25 protein-coding genes and 1 tRNA gene are annotated in these 20,121 nt (G+C 61.4%); 11 read left to right on the top strand and 15 right to left on the bottom strand.

Features of this window, described 5'->3' with window-relative positions; genetic code table 11:
* Positions 1 to 60: 60 nt before the first annotated feature.
* Positions 61 to 549, bottom strand: a complete 489-nt coding sequence (locus NKF25_RS03395; protein ID WP_253225305.1) for a hypothetical protein — start codon at positions 547 to 549, stop codon at positions 61 to 63.
* A 105-nt stretch (positions 550 to 654) separates the two neighbouring features.
* The gene (lysA, locus tag NKF25_RS03390) at positions 655 to 1,923 is read right to left on the bottom strand and encodes a diaminopimelate decarboxylase (protein ID WP_253225304.1); all 1,269 of its coding nucleotides are present in this window, start codon (positions 1,921 to 1,923) and stop codon (positions 655 to 657) included.
* 152 nt (positions 1,924 to 2,075) lie between these two features.
* On the opposite strand from lysA, the gene NKF25_RS03385 reads away from it, so the two are divergent.
* Positions 2,076 to 2,960 carry a serine hydrolase gene (locus tag NKF25_RS03385; protein ID WP_253225303.1) on the top strand — a complete coding sequence of 295 codons (885 nt, stop codon included), beginning with the start codon at positions 2,076 to 2,078 and terminating at the stop codon, positions 2,958 to 2,960.
* Here the strand turns inward: NKF25_RS03385 and NKF25_RS03380 are convergent.
* Both NKF25_RS03380 and NKF25_RS03375 read right to left on the bottom strand, forming a co-directional pair.
* Positions 2,944 to 3,969 carry a C40 family peptidase gene (locus tag NKF25_RS03380; RefSeq protein ID WP_253225302.1) on the bottom strand — a complete coding sequence of 342 codons (1,026 nt, stop codon included), beginning with the start codon at positions 3,967 to 3,969 and terminating at the stop codon, positions 2,944 to 2,946. The two genes, NKF25_RS03385 and NKF25_RS03380, sit on opposite strands and share 17 nt — an antisense overlap.
* 51 nt (positions 3,970 to 4,020) lie before the next feature.
* Positions 4,021 to 4,428 (bottom strand): desampylase, encoded by a 408-nt coding sequence (locus NKF25_RS03375; RefSeq protein ID WP_253225301.1) that lies wholly within the window; start codon positions 4,426 to 4,428, stop codon positions 4,021 to 4,023.
* A gap of 89 nt (positions 4,429 to 4,517) precedes the next feature.
* Between NKF25_RS03375 and NKF25_RS03370 the strand changes: the two genes are divergently transcribed.
* Both NKF25_RS03370 and NKF25_RS03365 read left to right on the top strand, forming a co-directional pair.
* Positions 4,518 to 4,602, top strand: a tRNA-Leu gene (locus tag NKF25_RS03370).
* Positions 4,603 to 4,951: 349 nt separating this feature from the next.
* Positions 4,952 to 5,500, top strand: a complete 549-nt coding sequence (locus tag NKF25_RS03365; protein WP_253225300.1) for a hypothetical protein — start codon at positions 4,952 to 4,954, stop codon at positions 5,498 to 5,500.
* Between the two features lie 298 nt (positions 5,501 to 5,798).
* On the opposite strand, the gene NKF25_RS03360 is transcribed toward NKF25_RS03365, so the two are convergent.
* Positions 5,799 to 6,452, bottom strand: coding sequence for a hypothetical protein (locus tag NKF25_RS03360; RefSeq protein WP_253225299.1), 654 nt, complete (start codon positions 6,450 to 6,452; stop codon positions 5,799 to 5,801).
* Positions 6,453 to 6,897: 445 nt separating this feature from the next.
* Between NKF25_RS03360 and NKF25_RS03355 the strand changes: the two genes are divergently transcribed.
* From NKF25_RS03355 to NKF25_RS03345, 3 genes are read left to right on the top strand one after another with little or no spacing between them, the layout of a single operon-like run.
* Positions 6,898 to 7,821, top strand: coding sequence for a HalOD1 output domain-containing protein (locus NKF25_RS03355; RefSeq protein WP_253225298.1), 924 nt, complete (start codon positions 6,898 to 6,900; stop codon positions 7,819 to 7,821).
* 12 nt (positions 7,822 to 7,833) lie between these two features.
* Complete coding sequence (locus NKF25_RS03350) at positions 7,834 to 9,945, top strand: hypothetical protein (RefSeq protein ID WP_253225297.1); 2,112 nt, start codon at positions 7,834 to 7,836, stop codon at positions 9,943 to 9,945.
* Between the two features lie 32 nt (positions 9,946 to 9,977).
* Positions 9,978 to 10,436, top strand: coding sequence for a DUF5813 family protein (locus NKF25_RS03345; protein ID WP_253225296.1), 459 nt, complete (start codon positions 9,978 to 9,980; stop codon positions 10,434 to 10,436).
* A 13-nt stretch (positions 10,437 to 10,449) separates the two neighbouring features.
* On the opposite strand, the gene NKF25_RS03340 is transcribed toward NKF25_RS03345, so the two are convergent.
* Positions 10,450 to 10,680, bottom strand: a complete 231-nt coding sequence (locus NKF25_RS03340; RefSeq protein WP_253225295.1) for an Lrp/AsnC ligand binding domain-containing protein — start codon at positions 10,678 to 10,680, stop codon at positions 10,450 to 10,452.
* Position 10,681: 1 nt separating this feature from the next.
* Positions 10,682 to 11,368: a TrkA family potassium uptake protein gene (locus NKF25_RS03335; RefSeq protein WP_253225294.1), complete on the bottom strand. Its 687-nt coding sequence runs from the start codon at positions 11,366 to 11,368 to the stop codon at positions 10,682 to 10,684.
* 169 nt (positions 11,369 to 11,537) lie between these two features.
* Here NKF25_RS03335 and NKF25_RS03330 point away from each other — a divergent pair, with 169 nt between their 5' ends.
* A complete protein-coding gene (locus NKF25_RS03330; protein ID WP_253225293.1) occupies positions 11,538 to 11,768 on the top strand; it encodes an Lrp/AsnC ligand binding domain-containing protein in 231 nt (76 codons plus the stop codon).
* 4 nt (positions 11,769 to 11,772) lie between these two features.
* Here the strand turns inward: NKF25_RS03330 and NKF25_RS03325 are convergent, their stop codons facing one another.
* Both NKF25_RS03325 and NKF25_RS03320 read right to left on the bottom strand, forming a co-directional pair.
* Complete coding sequence (locus NKF25_RS03325; RefSeq protein WP_253225292.1) at positions 11,773 to 12,177, bottom strand: DUF6220 domain-containing protein; 405 nt, start codon at positions 12,175 to 12,177, stop codon at positions 11,773 to 11,775.
* Positions 12,164 to 12,685, bottom strand: coding sequence for a halocyanin domain-containing protein (locus NKF25_RS03320; protein WP_253225291.1), 522 nt, complete (start codon positions 12,683 to 12,685; stop codon positions 12,164 to 12,166). The genes NKF25_RS03325 and NKF25_RS03320 overlap by 14 nt, the downstream gene beginning before the upstream one ends.
* 192 nt (positions 12,686 to 12,877) lie before the next feature.
* Here NKF25_RS03320 and NKF25_RS03315 point away from each other — a divergent pair, with 192 nt between their 5' ends.
* The gene (locus NKF25_RS03315) at positions 12,878 to 13,597 is read left to right on the top strand and encodes a sensor domain-containing protein (RefSeq protein ID WP_253225290.1); all 720 of its coding nucleotides are present in this window, start codon (positions 12,878 to 12,880) and stop codon (positions 13,595 to 13,597) included.
* Between the two features lie 25 nt (positions 13,598 to 13,622).
* Here the strand turns inward: NKF25_RS03315 and NKF25_RS03310 are convergent, their stop codons facing one another.
* The 5 genes from NKF25_RS03310 to NKF25_RS03290 all read right to left on the bottom strand — a co-directional run bounded on the left by NKF25_RS03310 (position 13,623) and on the right by NKF25_RS03290 (position 16,579).
* On the bottom strand, positions 13,623 to 14,327 hold the full coding sequence (locus tag NKF25_RS03310) for a hypothetical protein (RefSeq protein WP_253225289.1): 705 nt from the start codon (positions 14,325 to 14,327) through the stop codon (positions 13,623 to 13,625).
* Complete coding sequence (locus tag NKF25_RS03305) at positions 14,324 to 14,671, bottom strand: helix-turn-helix domain-containing protein (RefSeq protein ID WP_253225288.1); 348 nt, start codon at positions 14,669 to 14,671, stop codon at positions 14,324 to 14,326. Before NKF25_RS03305 ends, NKF25_RS03310 begins: the two co-directional genes overlap by 4 nt.
* 144 nt (positions 14,672 to 14,815) lie before the next feature.
* Positions 14,816 to 15,862: a pyruvate dehydrogenase (acetyl-transferring) E1 component subunit alpha gene (gene pdhA, locus NKF25_RS03300; protein ID WP_253225287.1), complete on the bottom strand. Its 1,047-nt coding sequence runs from the start codon at positions 15,860 to 15,862 to the stop codon at positions 14,816 to 14,818.
* 161 nt (positions 15,863 to 16,023) lie between these two features.
* Entirely contained in the window at positions 16,024 to 16,335 is a 312-nt protein-coding gene (locus tag NKF25_RS03295; RefSeq protein WP_253225286.1) for a cupin domain-containing protein, read from the bottom strand.
* 1 nt (position 16,336) lies between these two features.
* Positions 16,337 to 16,579, bottom strand: coding sequence for a hypothetical protein (locus tag NKF25_RS03290; RefSeq protein ID WP_253225285.1), 243 nt, complete (start codon positions 16,577 to 16,579; stop codon positions 16,337 to 16,339).
* 125 nt (positions 16,580 to 16,704) lie between these two features.
* On the opposite strand from NKF25_RS03290, the gene NKF25_RS03285 reads away from it, so the two are divergent.
* Positions 16,705 to 17,376, top strand: coding sequence for an MBL fold metallo-hydrolase (locus NKF25_RS03285; protein WP_253225284.1), 672 nt, complete (start codon positions 16,705 to 16,707; stop codon positions 17,374 to 17,376).
* A 66-nt stretch (positions 17,377 to 17,442) separates the two neighbouring features.
* Here NKF25_RS03285 and NKF25_RS03280 read toward each other — a convergent pair whose 3' ends face one another.
* Complete coding sequence (locus tag NKF25_RS03280) at positions 17,443 to 18,051, bottom strand: alpha/beta hydrolase (RefSeq protein WP_253225283.1); 609 nt, start codon at positions 18,049 to 18,051, stop codon at positions 17,443 to 17,445.
* A gap of 54 nt (positions 18,052 to 18,105) precedes the next feature.
* On the opposite strand from NKF25_RS03280, the gene NKF25_RS03275 reads away from it, so the two are divergent.
* Both NKF25_RS03275 and NKF25_RS03270 read left to right on the top strand, forming a co-directional pair.
* Positions 18,106 to 18,957 (top strand): PspA/IM30 family protein, encoded by an 852-nt coding sequence (locus NKF25_RS03275; RefSeq protein WP_253225282.1) that lies wholly within the window; start codon positions 18,106 to 18,108, stop codon positions 18,955 to 18,957.
* Positions 18,958 to 19,023: 66 nt separating this feature from the next.
* Positions 19,024 to 20,064, top strand: a complete 1,041-nt coding sequence (locus tag NKF25_RS03270) for a hypothetical protein (protein WP_253225281.1) — start codon at positions 19,024 to 19,026, stop codon at positions 20,062 to 20,064.
* The last annotated feature ends 57 nt before the right edge of the window (positions 20,065 to 20,121 follow it).

The raw sequence follows: 20,121 nt of genomic DNA, 5'->3' as shown, positions 1-20,121 counted from the left end.
GCCCGGTTCGTGATACCTAATAGCAAAGATGAACAGGGCATATAACGCCGCCCTTTCATACTAGGATTGACTCGATACGACCGTTATTTGTACGCTATCGGATAGCTGCTGCCGTGGATTCTCCGTCGCGAGATGGGCGCTGAGCGTGTGCGTTCCCGTTTCAGGTCGCCACACGTCGCCGTCGATTCCCGCGCGGCGGATATGACCGTCCCACGTCCCCTCGAACTGTTTGATCTCACGGGTCCGAAACGCGACCGTCCGTGAGGTCTCCGGCGGTTCGAACCCCCGTTCGTCAGCCTCCGGAATACCGTTTACCGCCCATCCCCACAGCCGACTCGTCGGCAGTCGAACGCTCACGGGCGCGGGCAATCGGTTGCGAATCCGAAGGAGAAACGTGGCCGGTTCGCCCACGACGATTTCCCTCGGCGCGCGGAGTTCGACCGACAGACACCGAAGCGCGACCGGGTCCGGAACGAGACCCGCGAAAAAGCTCCCCGTATCGTCGATTCCACCCGCCGGGTCGGGCGACAGCGGGTTCGGTGGTTGCATGGATTTTTCAGGGAACGCGCCGCCTAAAGGTCTTTCTCACGGTGTGCACCGTTCCGAATGTCTTTCTCACGGCATTCGCCGTTCGAAATATCTTTCTCACGGTGTTCACCGTTCCAACCCGTCAGGAATCGAATCCCGCCCGAGAACGTCGTCACACGTCTCGCGCCGTCGGAGGAGTTCGTGCGTGCCGTCCGTTCGAACCAGCACGACCGGGGGTTTCGGCTCGGCGTTCGTGTGACTCGCGCTCCCGAGCGAGTACGCGCCGATTCGGTCCACCGCCACGAGGTCACCGGGGCCGAGTTGGGGGAGGGAAACGTCCTCGCTTATCACGTCCCCCGAGTAGCAAAGCGGCCCGGCGACGTGGTATTCCTGTCCCGGATCACGGTCTTTCACCGCGTAGACGGGGTACGGCCAGTAGGAGGAGACCGCGTTCGTCCCGCCGTCGAGCACCACGAAGTCGGCGAACGGCGTCTCCTTGATCACGCCGACCGTCGCCACAAACGCCCCGGCGTTGCCGACGAGTCGCCGTCCGGGTTCGACGAACAGCTTCGGCTCCGAAAGGTCGTGTTCCGCACAGCTCTCCCGAATCGTGTCGGCCATGTACGACACGATGTCCTCGGTTGCGGGGACGTCCTCGTCGTACGGGACGGGGAAGCCGCCGCCGAGGTCGAGGACGTCGATTTCGACGCCCAGTTCGTCGCGCACGTCCGCCGCGAAGCCGAGCATCTCGCGGGCCGCGACGCCGTACGGTTCGACGCCGCGAACCTGACTGCCGACGTGTAGTTGTACGCCAGCGAGCGAGACGGCGTCGGATTCGACCGTCTTCTCGGCGACGGCCATCGCCCGCCCGCTTTCGATGTCGAGTCCGAACTTGCTTTCGAGCGTGGCCGTCGCAACTTCCGGGTGAGTCGGCACGTCCATCGCGGGATTACCGCGGATCAGCACGTCCGGAACCACCCCAGTCGCCTCGGCGGCCACGACCACTTTCTCCAACTCCGTCGCGTTGTCGATGAGCAGGTGCGAGACCCCCCAGTCGAGCGCGCGTTCGATATCCGCCGGAGTGCGGTTCATGCCGGTGAGGAGGACGTCTTCGGGGTCGAACCCCGCCCGTTGCGTGGCCGTCAGTTCACAGCGGGCGTACGCTTCGGCCTTACAGCCCGCGTCCCGGAGCACCGAGAGGATACCGAGGTTGTAGTTGGCCTTCACCGCGAAGTGAATCTCTGAGTTCGGATACTGCTCGTCCAGCGCTCCGCGGAGGGTGTCGTAGTTCGTGCGCAGGTCGTCCTCGAAGAAGGCGTAGAGCGGCGAGCCGAACGCCGAGACGAGGTCGTCAGCGTGCGTGCGCAGTCGCTCCATTCTGTCCGCTAGTTCCATGCCAAAACATCCGACAACGCGAGGATAATCGTTCGCCCTCCCATGCTAGGCGACGACCGTCGCGTTTCGTTACCCCTTCCCCGACACGAAACTATTTGTAGGAACCGGGGACCAGTGTGTCGGCATGGCAACGAAACCGGAGTCGATTCCCGATGCGCCCTGACGCGTCCGGCATCGAAACCCGCGACGAACTGGCGGGATACATCGAGCGATACGACGACGAAATCGAGGGCGAACTCGGCGTCTTCCTCGGATTCCCGACCGACGATAGGGACTTCGACGTGATCTACGCTCGCGACGAGACCTGCGTCTTCCAGAGCGCGAGCACGATCAAGCTCCCCGTTCTTTACGCCCTCTACGAGCGATACGACGGCCGACTCGACGAACTCGACAGTCCGTGTCCGCTCGCCCCGGAGAATCGCGTCGGCGGAAGCGGGCTTTTGCACTTACTCGACGCGACGCCGACCCTCGAAGACCTCGCCGTGGCCATGATCTCGGTCAGCGACAACGCCGCGACGAACCAACTCATCGACCACCTCGGCATCGAATCGGTGAACGACGCGGCGACCCGACTCGGCATGGAGCGAACCCGCCTCGCGCGAAAGATGATGGCGACGCTGGAGGAGACTGACTTCGAGGAGTTCGATATCGGCGTCCCGGCAGACGAACCGACGAACGCCACGACGCCGCTCGACTGTGCTCGATTTTTCGCCGACCTCGTCCGTCGGAGGACGCTCTCAGCGGATGCCTACGAGCGAATGCGAGTCCCGCTCAGTGCACAAAAGGACACGTCGATGATCCCGCGTTATCTTCCCTACGAAACCGAAGTCGCCCACAAAACCGGGTGGCTCCCGACCGCCGCGTTGGACACCGGAATCCTATTCGTCCCCGACCGGGACGAACCGCTCGTGTTTTCGGTGTTCATCGACGGCGTCGGTTCGGCGGACGGCGAAAACGGAGACGCTCGTCAGAACGGTGCCGACGCGGCGGACGCCATCGCGGAAATCGGCGACGCCGTGTTCACGTGGCTGGGATGAAGCGTCGCGCGAGTTCGAACTTCTCGTCCAGATCTTCGATATACGCGTCGTCCTCCGGGTCGAGGCTGTTGATCACCACCGACTCCGCGCCGCCGTAGGCGTGGACGTACTCATCGCCGCCGAGGCTGACCGCGACGTGGCCGGGGAAGAAGAGCAGGTCACCGGGGAGCAGTTCGTCACGCTCGACGGACCGTCCCATGACTCGCTGTTGGTCGGCGTCGCGTGGCAGGGTGATACCGTTGACTCGATAGGCGATCCACGCCAGTCCGGAGCAGTCGATTCCGTCGCTCGTCATGCCACCCCAGTCGTAGTCGGTTTCGAGGAACTCCCGCGCGATTTCGACGACGGCCTCGCCGGTCGGGTTCTCGGGTGGCCGCTGGACGACTCCCACGGAGGCGGTTGCGTGCTCGCCGGTGCGGAAGCGAACGGTCGTCTCGTTCCCATCTTCGTCCTCGACTCGGCAGTCGGTTCCGGCGTACACCGTCTCTCCGTCGTCCGTCTTCGTATCGTGGACGACGACCGCGTTCGTTTCGTCGTCCTCGATCGGCGCGAGCGCGCTTCGGTCGAGCCATCCCAGATAGCCGTCCGGCGTCAGCACCCGAGACCAGGTTTCGTCCTCGTCGTCGAACACCTCGACTCGCGCGCCGTAGAGCACCTGCGTTACCTGTTCGGCCTCGTCGTCCGGATCGTCGCGCACGGAGACGACTGATCCGGTGACGGTTCGCTCGGTTCGCAGTTCATCGAGGATTTCGAGGTCACTGGTCACCGGCGTCCCGATTGCTCGTTCGACCGCCGCTCGCGCCTCGGCTTCGAGTTGCGGCGTCGAGACGCGTCCATGAAGTTCGATTCCATCAGTGGTCGGTTCGGGGGTCACGTCGAAGACGGCAACCCGCTCGTCGGGTGCGTGGGCGGTTCGACAGCGTTGGAGTGCCAACAGCGCGCGGTGGCCGTCATTCAACCGTTCGCCGTCGTCCAACCGTTCGGTTCCCGTTCGTTCGCTCCGGTCCATGCCCCCTGTGTTCGGAGCGCCCTCAAAAAGCCACCCCCTAGTTGGCTCGCGCTATCGGAGTTGGACGACTTCCGGTTCGAACGCCTCGCCGGTCCAGCGCCACGACCCGACGAACGGATGGGAGCCGTTCAGCGAGACGATGACGTAGGAGTAGCCGTCCCACGTCGCGTCCGCGGCGTCGGTTTCGCTGGGCGCGTCGGGACCCATGGGATGGGAGTGATAGAAGCCGACCACCTCGGAGCCGTCCGCTTCGATTCGATCCATGACCGCGAGTTGCTCCTCCGGGTCGATCTCGTAGTTCGTGCGCGTGTCCGCCGCGACGTTTTCGGCGTGATACACGCCCTCCACTTCGGCCCGCTCGCCGTGCGACCCCGCGAGGATTCCGCAAATCTCGTCGGGGCGACCCCGACGCGCACGGCTGACGAGCATATCGTACACTTCGCGCGAGAAGGCGAGCATGGACGGGATTTCGGCGGGAACGCGAATAAACGAGGGGGCCGTGTACCAACCGAAACCCACTTGCAGTGGAAGCGGCAATCGACTGACGCGCGAGGGTTGCCAAGCCAGGCCAACGGCGGCGGGCTTAAGACCCGCTCGTGTAGACGTCCATGGGTTCGAATCCCATCCCTCGCATGAGTCGGCGCGACGAACCGTCGCGCCGTGCGAATCGATCGGATGGGATTCGAATTAGACCGGGCACGCGCAACGCAGTGAGCATGTCCGGGCGTAGTTCGAATCCCGTCCCTCGCATTTTCCAATATCGGGAACACCTAATCGGTAGGAGTACTCCCATAGAATGTCATTTATTCAACGAAGCGAGCGGGTTATGCCGAAAGGCCGGAAGTGGTGTTCGAGTGGGTGAGAATAGCATTCCTGATCGCGTATTTTTGGTTTCGATCGAAACGGAGGATGGCACACCCGATGAGCAGGAAGTACGGATTTTTGCACAAAGCATTTACCGACCTTATTCGTGGAAACAACAATGTCCCCCTCCTCACGACGGGCCTTCCTCGCGGCGGGTTGTACGGCGGCCGGACTCGGCCTCGTCGGCTCGCAGGTGAACGGGTTCACGAAGGAGAAAATCGCCGCCAGTCTGTCCCCGCTTCCGGGGGTTCGAGCCACCGGAGAACCGCTCGACGTACGAACGACCGTCGAGGATACGGACGCCGAATACCTCCCGAAGACGAACGAAGTCAGGGTCGTGACCGCCCGGAACAGTTCGGGTGCGGTTGCGTACGCCACGGAGCCGTTCGAGCAGTGGGGCGAGATGAAAGCCGGGGGGATTGCGATCCGTAGGGTTCAACGGCGCATCGAAGTGATTTTCGACGACGCATATACCTCGTCCGGCCTGTCGTCTCACGACGGAGATTGGTTCGTCTCGACTGCACCGACCGGCCCGGGGGTGACGCAAAAGGAGATGGTGCGGAAGCTCCCCGACCACGTGACCGTGACGGTGACGTTTGCCGGTCAGACCGATACGACGTCGATTCCAGTGGTCGTGAAAAAGCGACAGGAAGCCGCACTGTTGTGATCCGAACGCAACGAGTACCGAATTGTCCCGTCGCCGAACTATACTGAAAGAAGGTCGAATACGATCAGTGAAGAAATAAGAGCGCTCGAATTGCGACAACAGAGAGATGTTTCGATTGCTCATTGATGTGTGAAGTCATTCATCAATATATTGGTAATTTTAGAATCCCATCCATAAATAGACCACAAACAGGGTAATTTCTCGAAGAATATCGTAGTATTCTGCAGTTTTGCATGGATAATCGTAACAATAATCAGTCGATGCTGGGAATCGATGAGCAGCGATCTATGTCCCCTGTTCACATGCGAACTTCGACAGCCCGTTTGCTGCTCCTCGTCTCCATTGCGGGACTCCTTCTCGCCGGAATATCGAGTTCGACGATCGGCGGGCCCGACGGACCACGAATCGCCTCCGCCGCGGCCGGTAATACGACGACGAACGGGACGACAATCAACGGGACGACGACAATCAACGGAACGACGACAACCAACGGAACGACGACTACAACGACTGCAACGGCTACAACGACACCGACATCGACAGCGACGACGAGTACAACGACACCGACGACCACGACTTCGACAACCACCACGACTACACAAACTACGACGTCGACGACAGCGACCACTACGACGACAGTTCCAACGACTACGCAAACCACGACTTCGACGACAGCCACTGCCACAACGACAGTTCCAACGACTACGCAAACTACGACAGCGACCACCACGACGACGGTTCCAGCAACTACACAGACGACGACCGCGGCCACTACCACACCGACGACCACCGCGGCCACTACCACACCGACGACCACCGCGGTTCCGACCGCCACGACAGCGACGACAGAGACGAAAACAACCCGGAGCACGACCGAAACGACGGAACCACCGGCGTCTACGAAGACTGCGACGACCGGTGCAGGACGAAAAACGACGTGGACGACTACCAACCGACGAACGAGGACACGGACGGAAGCGATACCCACGACGACGAACTCGACGGTTGGAGGCGATTCCAGCGGACCAAACCCGCCGTCGAATGGCGGTGAAAACACGACGAACGAGTGGACGCTCGGCGATACCGTCGCGCTCCTCGTGGGCTGTCTCGGCGTTCTGCTGATCGTGGTTCCGTGGTTGTCCTCCCGTGCGTATTCGTGGGTCGAGTGATGGCACCGACGGCGGTCCCGCGGTATTTCAGCGACTTCTTCACTCCCGTCCGAGCACTCACACGGATATCAATAAAAAGACAATCAGGTTCCTACACCCACTATTTCTAATCGGTTCTGAAGTCAGAAGCCCTATACTATCCGACGATTTCCGGCGAACTTCCCAAATCCAGTGTCGAGTCACTGACGATGGATTTTTGACTGTTGCTCGCCGACGCTTACAAAGTATATGAACGAGGATGGTCCCTCCGACGAGCGCGACGTCCATCGCGTGCAACACGACCTTACCGGCCCGCAGTCGCTCAGTACGACGGTAACGGTGGCTGTTGCGGACGTGGCGGGTGTCGAACCTTCGGACATCCCCGAACAACTCTACGACGTTATCGACCCGGAGGCGCTCGACAGGCTCTTCAAACCACGCGACGACGGCGTGGCGCGACGGGGTGGCCGACTCTCGTTTTCGCTGTACGGTCATCACGTGACCATCCGTGGTGACGGAACCATCACGGTGCAACCCGGCTTGGCGCGTATCAAGCAACTCGGGGGGAATCTCCTCGTCGTCGGTGCGGTTCCGGATTCCGTGATCGACGCGGCCAGCGTTCCGCTTCTCGGTGAGATGGCACACGATCGGACGCGACTCTTCGCGCTTCACGACCGGAGCATCGCGACGGCACGCAGTCGCCTCGCGATGGCCAACGGCATGGGTTCCAACGCTCACGTCGTTGACTATCATACCGGTGCGCGGTCCGTTAGCACCGAATCGACGATGTCGGACACCCTGACCGTAGAACGCGTCGACGGTGATATCGAGGAATTTCGAAGCACGATCGTCGAGACCATCGATAAACTCGACGAGAGTCACGGGGGCTTTGCCCCTGCAGAGCTTCGATTCTGCTTCGACACGCTCCGTCCGTTGGTTGAAAACCACGACGACGCCGAAGTCGATGCGTTCCTTGGGCCGATCTGCGAGCGCATCAAGGACGTCGCCGGAATGGCCCACTACGTACTCCCCATCGAGCGAGATTCTCCCCAAGTCACCGCGATAGCCCACAAGTTCGACGCGATAATCGAACTCCGCGCGGGGGAGAGCGGCCCGGAACAGCGCTGGTATCTCCGTGAAACGAATCATACGACCGAGTGGTTCGACCTCTGAAACCATCCAACAATGAGTGACGTACCCGTTTCCGATACCGTCGGAACAAGCGTCCAACCTCTCTTCCAACTACGGGACGACCCCGTCGGGTTGACCATCATCGACCCGCTTGAACGGAGTCAGTACTCGATCGGGACGACTCGACCGGTGACCCCACAACCCGTCCCGGTCGAAGAGTTCGACGCACCGGTCGGTGCCGTCGCTCGCATCCGGACGGATCGGATCGAGTTTCCGTTCGTCATTTCCGCCTACGTCCGCGATAAATCCGGGGAGCTGATCGCCGCTGTCGACTACGAAAAGGAAGTAACGCTCCCCAGCGGTGAGTATTACATCGAACTGACGACGAAGGTGAAGACGTATTTACGCGTCGAATCGTCCGTCACGTTCGAGATTCGGGGTGACGAATTTCATATCTCGTTCGGGGACGAAGTCGCCGTCGAAATCGGTGCTCGGTCGGACCACACCCGTCCGGCGGGAACGGTGACGACGACGACCGATCCGGCGGACGTGATGGCCGCCGTCTCGACGTTCGGGTCGGCGTTGAAGACGTTCTCCCCCGAGCGCTCGTTCCCGACCCTCCGGGGCCATCCCCCGGTGGTCGAATTCGGCGACGAACTTCGGATTCCGGACGACCTGCAACCGCCGGAGACGGGCATCACCATCGAAGTCCCACCCGAATACGAGTTCGTTTTCCCCGTCGTCCCGCTCGCGTACTATCTCGGGGCGACCGTCGTTCCCGGCGATACACCCCGAATCGTCACGAACAGGGGCATCCACTCGCTCGATCATCCCGAACGCGGGTTCGAGGGCGAAGTGGCACGCGTCCTCAAACAGACGCTGTTCCTCGACTGTCTCGTCCGAACGGAGGGGTTGTACCGAGTCGAGTTGCACGAACGCGAGCAGGTCGGATCGATGCTCGATCTCGATTTTGAATCCCTCTACGATGCGTCACTCGCCGAGCAACTCGATGCGTATCTCGACGTGCCGTTTTCACTCATCGAAGGCGAACTTCCGACGTGGCGACTCACGCTACAGCTTACGGACGAAGCCGAAAACGTAGCACAGCTCCCGTACGTCCTCAGGGACTTGCCGGTTATCGACGTGAAGACACGGAGCCAAGAAGCGAAGAGTGCAGTCGCATCACCGACTGCTATCAACGAATTCACGCGGACGACGGAAACGAACCCGACGTATCCGTCGTCACCCGTTCCGGACGAACAGTACGTCCTCCCGTCGGACACCGACACGCTCGAACACGCGTGGCTAGGGGACGGTGCACCGGTCGGCGGAAACAAACTGATCCCGTCCGGGTTCGAACACCGGTTGGACCGCGAAGAGTCGGCGGACGACGCCAAAATCACCATCGTCTGTAACGACCCGAAGATGCGGGCGGAGTATCAGGATACCCTGTACGGCAACCGCGACCGACTGCCGTTCGACGTGACCGTCGAGCAGAACTGCTCGACGGCGGAGCTTCGAAACCATCTTCGAGAACCGACGGACTTCTTCCACTACATCGGTCACGTCGAAAACGAGGCGTTCGTCTGCCACGACGGACTGCTCCACCCCGCCGATGTCTCCGACATCGGCGTGGACATGTTCCTGTTGAACGCGTGTCGATCCTACGTCCCCGGAAAGCGACTCGTCGAGGCGGGAAGCGTCGGCGGCATCGTCACGTACAGCGAGATCGGAAACGCCGGCGCGACGGTCATCGGGCGGACGATTGCCAGACTGCTCAACGCCGGATTCCCGCTCCGGGCGGCGCTTTCGATCGCCAAACGTCGCCGACTCGTCGGCAATCAGTACGTCGTCGTGGGTGACGGCGGCATCCAAGTCGTCCAATCGGAGAGTGCACCGACCATCTTCTTCGTCGAACCGTTGGGCGGCGACGAATACGAGTTCCGTATGCGCATGTTTCCGACGAGTCGGAACCCGATAGGATCGTTCGCCATGCCGTTCCTCGACGGCGTAGAGCGATACTTCCTCGTCGGCGGCGATCTCCCGACGTTCACGCTCACGGGAGACGAACTGCAACGGTGTTTCGGTCTCGCGGAGACGCCGGTCATGTACGACGACGAGATGCGGTGGTCGTCCGAGATCGACGTCCATCGGGACCTCTCGTAACGCCCTTCCCTCTCCCCTCCCTAACGGGACCAATGAATCGGAAGGACGCGGTCGAACGGGCGTTTCGTCTCCACGACGGATTCGAAGACGACGACGAGGAGTACGTCGTAACCACGACGCCGTTCGACGGATCTGTCACGGTAGACGATAGCATCGAAGTGACCGTACGAATGCCGACGTTGTCGGCCGTCGTGACGGACGAACCGGTCGCAGACGTCGTCGAATCCGGCTGGTTAGAAACGCTCGAACTACGGTTGGAAGACGCTCACAGCGTCGTTTCGGCGGACGATGCGACGCCACCGACGGTCGAGCGCGACGGGGACGAAGTAGTTCTCTCGGTCGAGTTCTCGGGGAGCGACAAGGCGGCCGACGACGCCAAGGCTATCGTGGATTTCGCCGAAGGAACGTGGATGCAAGGGATCATTCCGGGCTACGAGTACGGTGAGCCAGCGGCGGGAATGCTGAACCGGGCACACCAGCAGTACGACTGATTTTCCGTCGACCTCAATCCATCGAGATGTACGTTTGGGTGTCCTCGACGCCCTGTACGCCCTGAATCCCGTCGGCAGCGACGGTCTTCACTTCGGCGGGGTTGTCGACGTTGACCTTGACGATAATGTCTACGTCCCCGGCGACGATGTGGGCGTCTTCGACCCCCTCGATGTCGAGAATCGCGTTTTTCAGTCGATCAGCCTCTCCCGTGTTCGCCTTGACCATGATGTATGCGGCAACCATTTTAAATACCTCCTGCCGGAGTCGCTCGACTACCGTCGCCGACGAGGATTTTGCGAACGTCATCGAGGACGTCGAAATCGGCGAGGACGGCGACCCTGTCGCCGACTTCGAGCGAGTCGTCGGAGAGCGGGATTCCCATCCGTTCGTCGCGCTTGCCGAACGCGAGAACACGCGAGTTCGCGGGCAGTTCCAGTTCGCTGATGGAGTACCCACGCATGGGTGACTCCTCGGTGATCGTGAGTTCGACCACCTGCAAGTTCTGTGCGATATCGGCGATTGCACGGATGTTTCCGCCGAGAAGCGCGTTCTTCGCGCCGATCGCACCGAGGCGTTCCGGATAGACGACCTCGTCCACGTCGCTCGCGTACTTCCGGTAGATGTCCTCGCGGTAATCCTCGTCGATCCGGAGGATGGTTCGACAGCCGTGGTGCTTACCGATCAAACAAGCCGCGAAGTTGACGTTCAGATCACCCGTCAGCCCACCCAGCGCGTCCGCATCATCGAGATTCGCCTGTTGGAGTACCGCCTCACGCGACCCATCCCCTTCGATGACCTCGAAACCGTCGGTGCGCGCACGCTTTGCCTTCGTCGTGTCGTTTTCGACCAACGTCACCTCGTGACCCTCCTCGCGGAGGACACGGGCGGTTCGTAGGCCGACCCTCCCGGCACCTATGATAACGAATCGCATGAACGGTTGTACGATAGAGGGGTTAAATAAGCTTTCTCCGGAGACGAACCCGCATCAAATTTTCCTCCGGAGTTGGCCGCTCTCCGTCCGTGATAGCTCCGATGAACCGACGGTAGCTACCGTCCCCGGGCAAAGGTTTTTCTCGCATGGTAGAGTATCCCACACCATAATGGTGCATGCATTTATCATGGTGAACACGGCCGCAGGAAAGTCACAGGGGTTGCTCGATTCGGTGCGCGAGTTGGCGAACGTCGGGGAGGCACACATCGTCGCCGGGGATTACGACATCGTCGTCGAGGTGGACGCGGACGAGGTGTACGAAGTGCTCCAGACTTCCTCCTCGTCGATTCAGGGGCTCGACGGCGTCATGGACACGAAAACGTACATCTCCATCGACTGAGCTTTTATCGTGCCACTTGCGACCACGCTCGTTTCGTCCCGTCGACTGCCACGCCGAGAATCACCATCCCGTTCACCGGATGAATCGCGGCGACGTACGACCCGTACAGGTGTGCCGTCGCGTACTGAACGCTGATGAGCACAGACAGGACGACCGGAATCGCTTTGAACGTCCGCGGAAGTCCACCCAGAAACGCGACGACGAGCATGAGGAGGGGAAGGAGTTCGAAGGCGTGGACGAACCCCATGTGCATCCCCCAGTTCGCCGGGTCGATGAACACCGCCATCCCGGCGATGTAAATCTGGACGACGACACAGACGGCGAACAGTGCCAACAGTCCGACGTAGCTGTATCGTACCCACCGCGTTCGACGGGAAACGGTCTTCATTACCCAGTCAGTTGTTGTCATCCGTCCCCTCGTCACTGCTTCCGACCACGACGGCACCTTTCATGCCCATCGACTTGTGCGGCTGGCAGTAGTACAGCGCCTTTCCGGCCGAATCGAACGTGTGTTCGAACGTCGCTTCTTTCTCCGGCGGGCCGCTTTTGAATCCCCCGTCGGTGGCGACGACGTTGTGGTGGCCGCTTCCCACCCACTGCCACGTCACGGTCGTTCCGGGGTCGATTCGAATCGCGGCCGGTTCGAACACGTATTCGTTCCCGCTCGGCCCGACTTCGACGGTGACGGCGTCCTTTCCGGTCATATCCGTCACCGAATCGTAGTTATCGGTGCTCGACAGCCACTCATCAACGCTGGTGTTTTCGCTGTCGCCATCGCCGTTTCCAGTATCGCCGTCCCCGTTACCGGAACAGCCGGCAAGGACGCCCGTGAGGATCATTCCACCAGTTGCACGAAGGAGGTTCCGCCGACCGATTTTCGTCCGAGCAACGTTGTCTCCGAGTCGTTTGTCCGTCATAATTGTCTCGTTCGGAGCATCGACAGAGCTGGCCATAACCCGGATAGCACGGTCGCAGCCGGGGCGAGTCTGCACAAATTTTATATACGATTGTGGAACCAACTCCAGTATCAGAGATGACAGTACACGAGTTTTCGAATTCCACCCGATGGACGGATAGACCTTTGCCGGTCGCTCCCCGATCATAGCACGATGTCGGCCCAGCCTTCGCCCCAGACAGGAGACGTCGGCCATCTCGGTCGTCTGCTCCGCGCGCCGACACGCCCCCAGACGTATCGCAACCTCTGTTATCTCCTATTGATGTTTCCGCTGGGCCTCGGCTATTTCGTGTTGTTCTCCTTCGTGGTCCCGTTCGGTATCGGTCTCACGATAGTCCTCGTCGGGATTCCCATCCTCATGCTGTCGCTCGCACTGGCTGTCACGTTGGCTGGCCTCGAACGCACCCTCGTCGGTTCGTTGCTCGGCGTCGAGATACCGCTCTCACCCACGGAATCCCACGACGGTCTCTGGAACCGCGCCAAACACCTCGTGACGGACACGCGAACGTGGAGGTCGGTCGCGTACTTGCTGAGCGAGTTCGTCTACGGAACGGTCGTGTTCAGCGTGCTGTGGTGGCTCGTCGCCACGGCCGGGAGCTTCCTGCTCGCGCCGTTCTACTACACCCGTTCACCCGTCGCCGTGTTCTCCCCGATTCCGACCCGCCCGTTTACGCTCGACATCTTATTCGGCTGGGACAACCTCCTTGTCGGTCTCACGACGACGTTCGAACTCGGGTCGTGGCACGTCGAGACGCTTCCCGGTGCCCTCCTCGTCGCCGTCCTCGGGGCGCTCTTGTTCCTCTGTTCGGTTCAGTTGCTGAACGGGCTGGCCCGACTGTGGGGTCGGTACGCACGAATCATGTTGCAGGACTGATGCGGACGTGGACAGCACACGGACATCACGCCCTCGTGAGTGCGTACAGAATCGACACGACACCGCCGAGGTTGGCGACGATGATGGAGAGCAGAATTTCCGCGTCGGTGGCCCCCGTCACAACCGTCAACAGGAAATTGACGACGGCAGGGACGGCGGTGAGCAGGACGATTCCGAGCGCGAGATACAGCATCGGCCTGCTCCCGTTGCGTCGATAGCCACGGTAGGCCAACGACGCGACGAACAACCCGGCAACGCCGGTTATCCCCGCGAAAACGAATGTGAGGTTGCCTGCATCCGTGTTCGTCGTCGCGGCCAGCGGAACGAACGGCAGAACCGCCTTTTCTGCACCGCTCGATTCGTTTCGCGGCCCGTTCGTTTCGGATGTCTTTCGGGGACGGGTCACGCCGTAAATCGCGTACAGCATGGCACCGAGTCCGAGCAGTTTGCTCGCGTTCGCGGCCGCGGATCGCCCGACTGCTGAGACTTCTGTAAGATTCGTCAGGACGAGCTGTAACATGATTGGCGCGGTCGTGAGCAGTATCAGACCGATTGCTAGCCACAGCCGTGCCCTGTCGCGGTTCCACCGGTAGCCGCGAATTACGAGGTACGCCACCGCGAGCGACAGCCCGGCGGTGACGAGCAAACCGACCAGCGCGAGGACGATGACGAGCGTGGAGCCGCCGGTCGTCGTTGTCGTCTCCGCCAGCATCTGAAGGGTAGCAATCATCGCAACCCCTCGAACAGGTCGGTGAATCGGTCGGCGGCGTTCTCCTCCCGGTACGTGACTTCGATTTCGAACGCACCCTCCTCCAGTCGAATCTCGATTCGGTCGAGTCGGGCGGTGTAGGTGTTGTAGTGGTGGCCGTCGCGGTCGAGTTCCAATCGCTCCGTCAGCAGTTCGTGTTCCTGCAGTCGCTCGATACGCCGGTAAACGGTCGAGACCGAGGCATCACACACATCGCTCAGTTCGTGTGCGGACATGGCTCGGTCGCTCGTGTGGATGAGAATTGCATGGGCGTACTCGTCTTCGAGGAGCGCGGCGATGGCCCGTACGTCGCTGTCCTCGGTCATCGGTCATTCCACTCCGAAATACTGTCCGTGGTAATGTCGATGGGCGATTCCAAAACTCGGTACGGGCATTGACTCGGCTGATGTTCGAATGGAGGTGACTTAAACGGCTGGCCACGGTCGCAGAACGAGCGACTTGTGTAGTTCTCAGTGTTCCAGTTCGTACACGTCGTGGTCTTCGAGGAACGAGTCGAGCCATCCGCGCTGCTCGCGGAGTCGGGGCGGAATCTCGGCGTACACCCGGTCGAACACGTCGTGCGGGTCCACGTCCTCGACGGCTTCCGCTTCCTCGACGGCTTCGGCGAGTTTTTCGTCCGCCTCGTCGTGGACCCCCTCCACGAACTCGTCGGTGATGAGGTCCTGTTCTGTGAGCCACGACTCGTAGCGTTCGAGGGGGTCCATCTTGCGCCACGCCGGGAGTTCCTTCTCCACGTCCTCGTACTTGCTCGGGTCGTCGCTCGTGGTGTGGGCACCCTGTCGGTAGGTCAGGCTCTCCACGAGGACGGGTTCGCCCTGACGGGCGGATTCGAGCGCTTCGGTGACCGTCTGGCGAACCGCCAGCGGGTCGTTGCCGTCGACCTGCACGCCGTCGAACCCGTAGGCCTGCGCTTTCACCGCGATGCTCTCGCTCGCGGTCTGTTTGTGTCGCGGGAGGCTGATGGCCCAGTTGTTGTTCTCACAGAAGAAGACGACCGGCGCGTCGAACACGCCCGCGAAATTCAGCCCTTCGTGGAAGTCGCCCTCGCTCGTCGCCCCGTCGCCGAAGTAACAGAGGGCGGCGTTCTCGTCGCCGCGGTAGTTCATCGCCATGCCAGCGCCCGCCGCGTGCGGGATCTGTGTTGCGATGGGAACCGCCTGCGGGAACGTCGGGATGTCGTGGCCGGAGTTGAACTCCGGTCGGCCACGGCGGAACAGCAGGATGTCGCTGATCGGGACGCCACGTGCGACCTGCAGTCCGTTCGAGCGGTAGGTAGGGAAGAGCCAATCGTCGTCGGCCATCGCCAGCGCGGCACCGACTTGCGAGGCTTCCTGTCCGCGGTACGGCGGCCAACTGCTCATCCAGCCGCGTCGTTGGAGCGCGATCGCGCGCTCGTCGAATCGCCGGGCGAGAACCATCTGCCGGTAGGTCTCTCGCGCCTCTTCCGCGGAGAACGGGGTTTCATCCAACTCGCGCTCCCCGATGATTCGGTTCATGCATGCGGGGATGTATCGCGGTTTCAAAATCGTTCCGAAAGCGGTCACCTCGGCTAGGGGCCCGTCGTGGAGTTGGACGAAAGTACAGACGGTGGGACGATATTGCAGTCAGATGCGACCAGCGAGACGCGACGCCTGCCAAATTCGACACCTTCCCGCCGTCACGGAAGCGGACAGAGGCTCGCCGTCAGAATCGCACGCTCGTCCGAATCGTTCCGCGCGCCGTGGCTCACACCGCGCTCGTGCAGAATCACTCCGGGTGCCGATACCGTCTCCTCCTCACCGTCTTGAATCACGGTCACCTCGCCGGAGAGGACGTGGAAGACGTTCGTGCTGTCGCCGTGTTCGTGTGGGGTGAGTTCCGCGCCGGGCCCGAGCGCGAAGGCCTTCACGAGCACGTCGTCAGTGACGACCAGTTCCTCGGTCAGTACTTCGCCCTCGTCCGGGTCGAGGTCGGGATAGCGGTCGCGCACGCTACTCCCCCTCGTAGTACTCCGCGCTCGCGTTCTCGTCGATGAATCCGGATTTGAAGCTGATCCACGCCAGCACGCTGATGAAGATCATCGGCGGGAGGATGGCGAACCCCCAGAGCGGGTTGAGTCCCCAGCCGAGAATGAGCACCAAGTCTATCAACCCGAGCGCCATGAACGGAACGACTGCTTTCATCGCCCGCCACCGGTCTACTTCACCGGTTTCGGTTGGTAGTGGCGTTCCCATACCACCTGTTGCGTGGCGGACGACCAAAAACCGTCCGTTCGTGCCCACGCGGTGGCAACCGTTCGTCCGTACGTTGGAAGAATCACCCGTTCATGCTCAAGTGGCTAGCCGTCGTACCACCTCGCATGGTGACACAACTCTCGGACGAAGTGTGGTGGCTCGACCTCGGAGGCGTCAACTGCTATCTCGCGGACGACGACGGCGATCTGACCCTCGTTGATGCCGGGACGCCCTTCGACAGCGGCGACATCATGCGCGAGGTGCGGGAGGCGGGCTACTCCATCAACGACGTCGACCGCGTTCTCATCACGCACTACGACTTCGACCACGTCGGCGCACTCGCCCGTCTACCGCTCCAAGCGCCGATATACGTCGGCGAAGCGGACGCCCCGCTCGTCTCCGGGGCGGACGCGCCCGACTGGCACAACCACAAGGGAGCGTTCCAGCGTGTGGCAGGCGCGCTCCTCTCCCGACCCGACACCGAAGTCCATCCCGTGGAGGACGGCGACGAAATCGGGAGTTTCACGGCCTACGCAACCCCGGGGCACTCGCCGGGCCACCTCGCCTACGTCAGCGAATCGCTGAGCGTGGCCTTCCTCGGGGACCTCGTTTTCGAGGACCACGGAAAACTGACCGCCTCCGCGTGGGCGATGAGCTACGACACCGAAGCGGTACACGACAGCATCCTCTCCCTCCAGTCCCGCGCACCCGACTTCGAAATAGCGGCGATGGGTCACGGCGTCCCGTTTTATCGTGACGGGAGCGACCGACTGACCGAGCTCACCGAATCGCTGTAACGTCGGTTCGTTTGCCTATCGCTTCCACTTCGCTCTCCTATCGAGTCGGACGGCGCGTCGTCCCGTCTACGCAGGGCTTTCGAGTCGTGCAACGAGAAATTCTCCGAGTCGATTCGCTACTTTCTGCTCCTGGCCGACGAAGAAGTGGTCGGCGGGGAACTCCTCGGTCTCGAAGCCGAGTTCGTCCGCGCGCTCGACGAGCGGTTCCCAGTCCGCCAAATCGTCGCGCGTTCCGTAGAGGACTTTCAGCGGGACTTCGACGTCGTCAAGCGCGGCCGCGGCGTCCAACTCGTCGGTGAGCCGGGAGGCGGGTGCGAGAAGTGCGATGACATCCACGTTCTCGTCCACGCCCGCGAGGGTGGCGATCGCGCCGCCGAAACTGAAGCCGAAGATTCCCACCGAGTCGTAGCGTTCGCGCGCAAAGCGCACGGCATTGCGGGCGTCCTCGCGCTCGCCGTAGCCTTCGTCCCAATCGCCGTAATCGAAGCGCAGACAGGCGATGCCGTGGTCCGTGAGGTACTCCGACAGTGCGACGAGGCGGTTGTCGTTTCGGTTGCCGTCGAACTGTGGATGGGGTGGACAGGCGACTATTACCCCGTCCGTCTCCCCTTCAGGCTCGTCCAACGACCCCCGCACGTCCCGAACGCCGGGGACGACGACTTTGTTCGAGGTCACACTGGCGTGTTAGCTTGGTGAGGATTTTAAAGGTCGGGTTCTGAATATAGTGGTATGGGAGTACTCTCACGCATGTCGTACGTCGTCCGCTCGAAGGTAAACGCCGTCCTCAACAGGGCAGAAGACCCGACCGAGACGCTCGATTACTCCTACGAGCAGATGCGCGATGAACTACAGGACGTCAAACAGGGCATCGCAGACCTCACGACGCAGAAAAAACGCCTCGAAATCCAGAAGCGCCGCCTCGAAGAGAACGTCGAGAAGCACAACGATCAGGCGCGCCAAGCGGTCAAGCAGGACCGCGAGGATTTGGCCCGACAGGCCCTCGAAAAGAAAAAGCAGAAGATGAACCAGATCGAGGACCTGGAGAGTCAGATTGCACAACTCCAGAACACACAGGACAACCTCGTGGAGAAGAAGAACGAACTCCAGAACCGCATCGAGGAGTTCCGTACGAAGAAGGAGAGCATGAAAGCCCGCTACGAGGCCGCGGAAGCCAACAGCCGCGTCTCCGAGGCGATGACCGGCGTCGGCGACGAGATGCAAGACGTCGGGATGGCCATCGAGCGCGCCGAGGAGAAGACGGAGGACATGGAAGCCCGTGCGGAAGCGATGGACGAACTGCAGGACACCGGCGCGTTCGAGGATGCGCTTTCGGATAAAAGCAGCCTCGACCGCGAACTCGAAGAGATGCGCACGAGCGGCGAAGTCGACTCCGAACTGGAGACGCTGAAAGCCGACATGGGAATCGAGGACGAACCCGAAGAAGAATCGGCGTCCACGTCCTCCGATGACGACGAAATCGACCTCTCGGACATCGAAGCGGAAGTCGCCACGGAAGAATCGGAATCGGAATCGGACGCGGAGAGCGAAACGGAGAGCGAGACCGAACAGAACAATTCGTAATCCCTCCGGCAAGAACGACCGTATTCGGCAAGTGTCTATTTCAACGTACTCGGCTTTTCATTTCCCATGAGCGAGTCTGGCGGGAGCGCGCAACCCGGGGACACGATGCGCGAGCGAGCGAACGAGAGCCGGGTGAAGCTGTGGATCTTGATGGAGGCGAACCGATGGTTCGTCGCGGGCGGTACCCTGATAGCCGTCTTCGTGGCGCTGGTCGTGTTGGGCGTGCTCGACCCGTCGCCGCTGCAACAGTACATCGGCCCGAGCGACGACGCGGTCGATACGGTGTTTCAGGGCTTCGTCGGGGCGATCATCACGGGCGTGACCCTCGTCGTGACGCTGAACCAACTCGTCCTCTCGCAGGAACTCGGGCCGGTCGGCGACCAGCGGAGTCGAATGGAGGGTGCGATGGAGTTTCGCCAGGAGGTCGAGAACGCGCTCGACGTTCCGGCCGCACCGCCCGAACCGGCGTCGTTCATGAAGGCGCTCCTCGATGAAACCGCATCGCGGGCCGAAACGCTTGCCGACGCCGTGGACGAAAGTCGAGACGAAGACCTCAAAGAGGAAATCCGGAGCTACGTCGATGGCCTGACGGGCAACGCGGACGAGGTGAGCGACACGCTCGAGGACACGCAGTTCGGGACGTTCGACGTACTCTCCGCGATCCTCAACTTCAACTACTCGTGGAAGGTCTTCCTCGCGCGGAAGATCCGCCACAAGCACGCCGATGCGCTCTCCGAGGACGCGAACGACGCCTTCGAGGACATCATCGAATCGCTCACCTTCTTCGGACCGGCGCGTGAGCACTTCAAGACGCTCTACTTCCAGTGGGAACTCGTCAACCTCTCGCGGGCCATGCTGTACACGGCGGTCCCCGCGCTCGTGGTCACGATTTCGATGATAATCTACTTCGACGCGAAAGCGATTCCGGGCTACACGTTCGGCATCAGCAACGACGTGCTGACGGTCAGTCTGGCGTCCACGATTGCGATCACGCCGTTCATGATCCTGCTGGCGTTTATTCTCCGGATTGCGACGGTGGCCAAGCGGACGCTTTCGATCGGACCGTTCATCCTGCGGGAGACGAAGCGAAGCGACGAGTTGGAGTGAGAAGTGGGTCGGTTGGAAGTACGGATTTCGACATTGCGAACACTACGGTACACCGGG

This window comes from Haladaptatus sp. AB643, from assembly GCF_024136975.1.
Lineage (GTDB): Archaea > Halobacteriota > Halobacteria > Halobacteriales > Haladaptataceae > Haladaptatus.
Note: the sequence above shows the minus strand (reverse complement) of the source record. Positions and strands in the feature narration are given on the sequence as shown.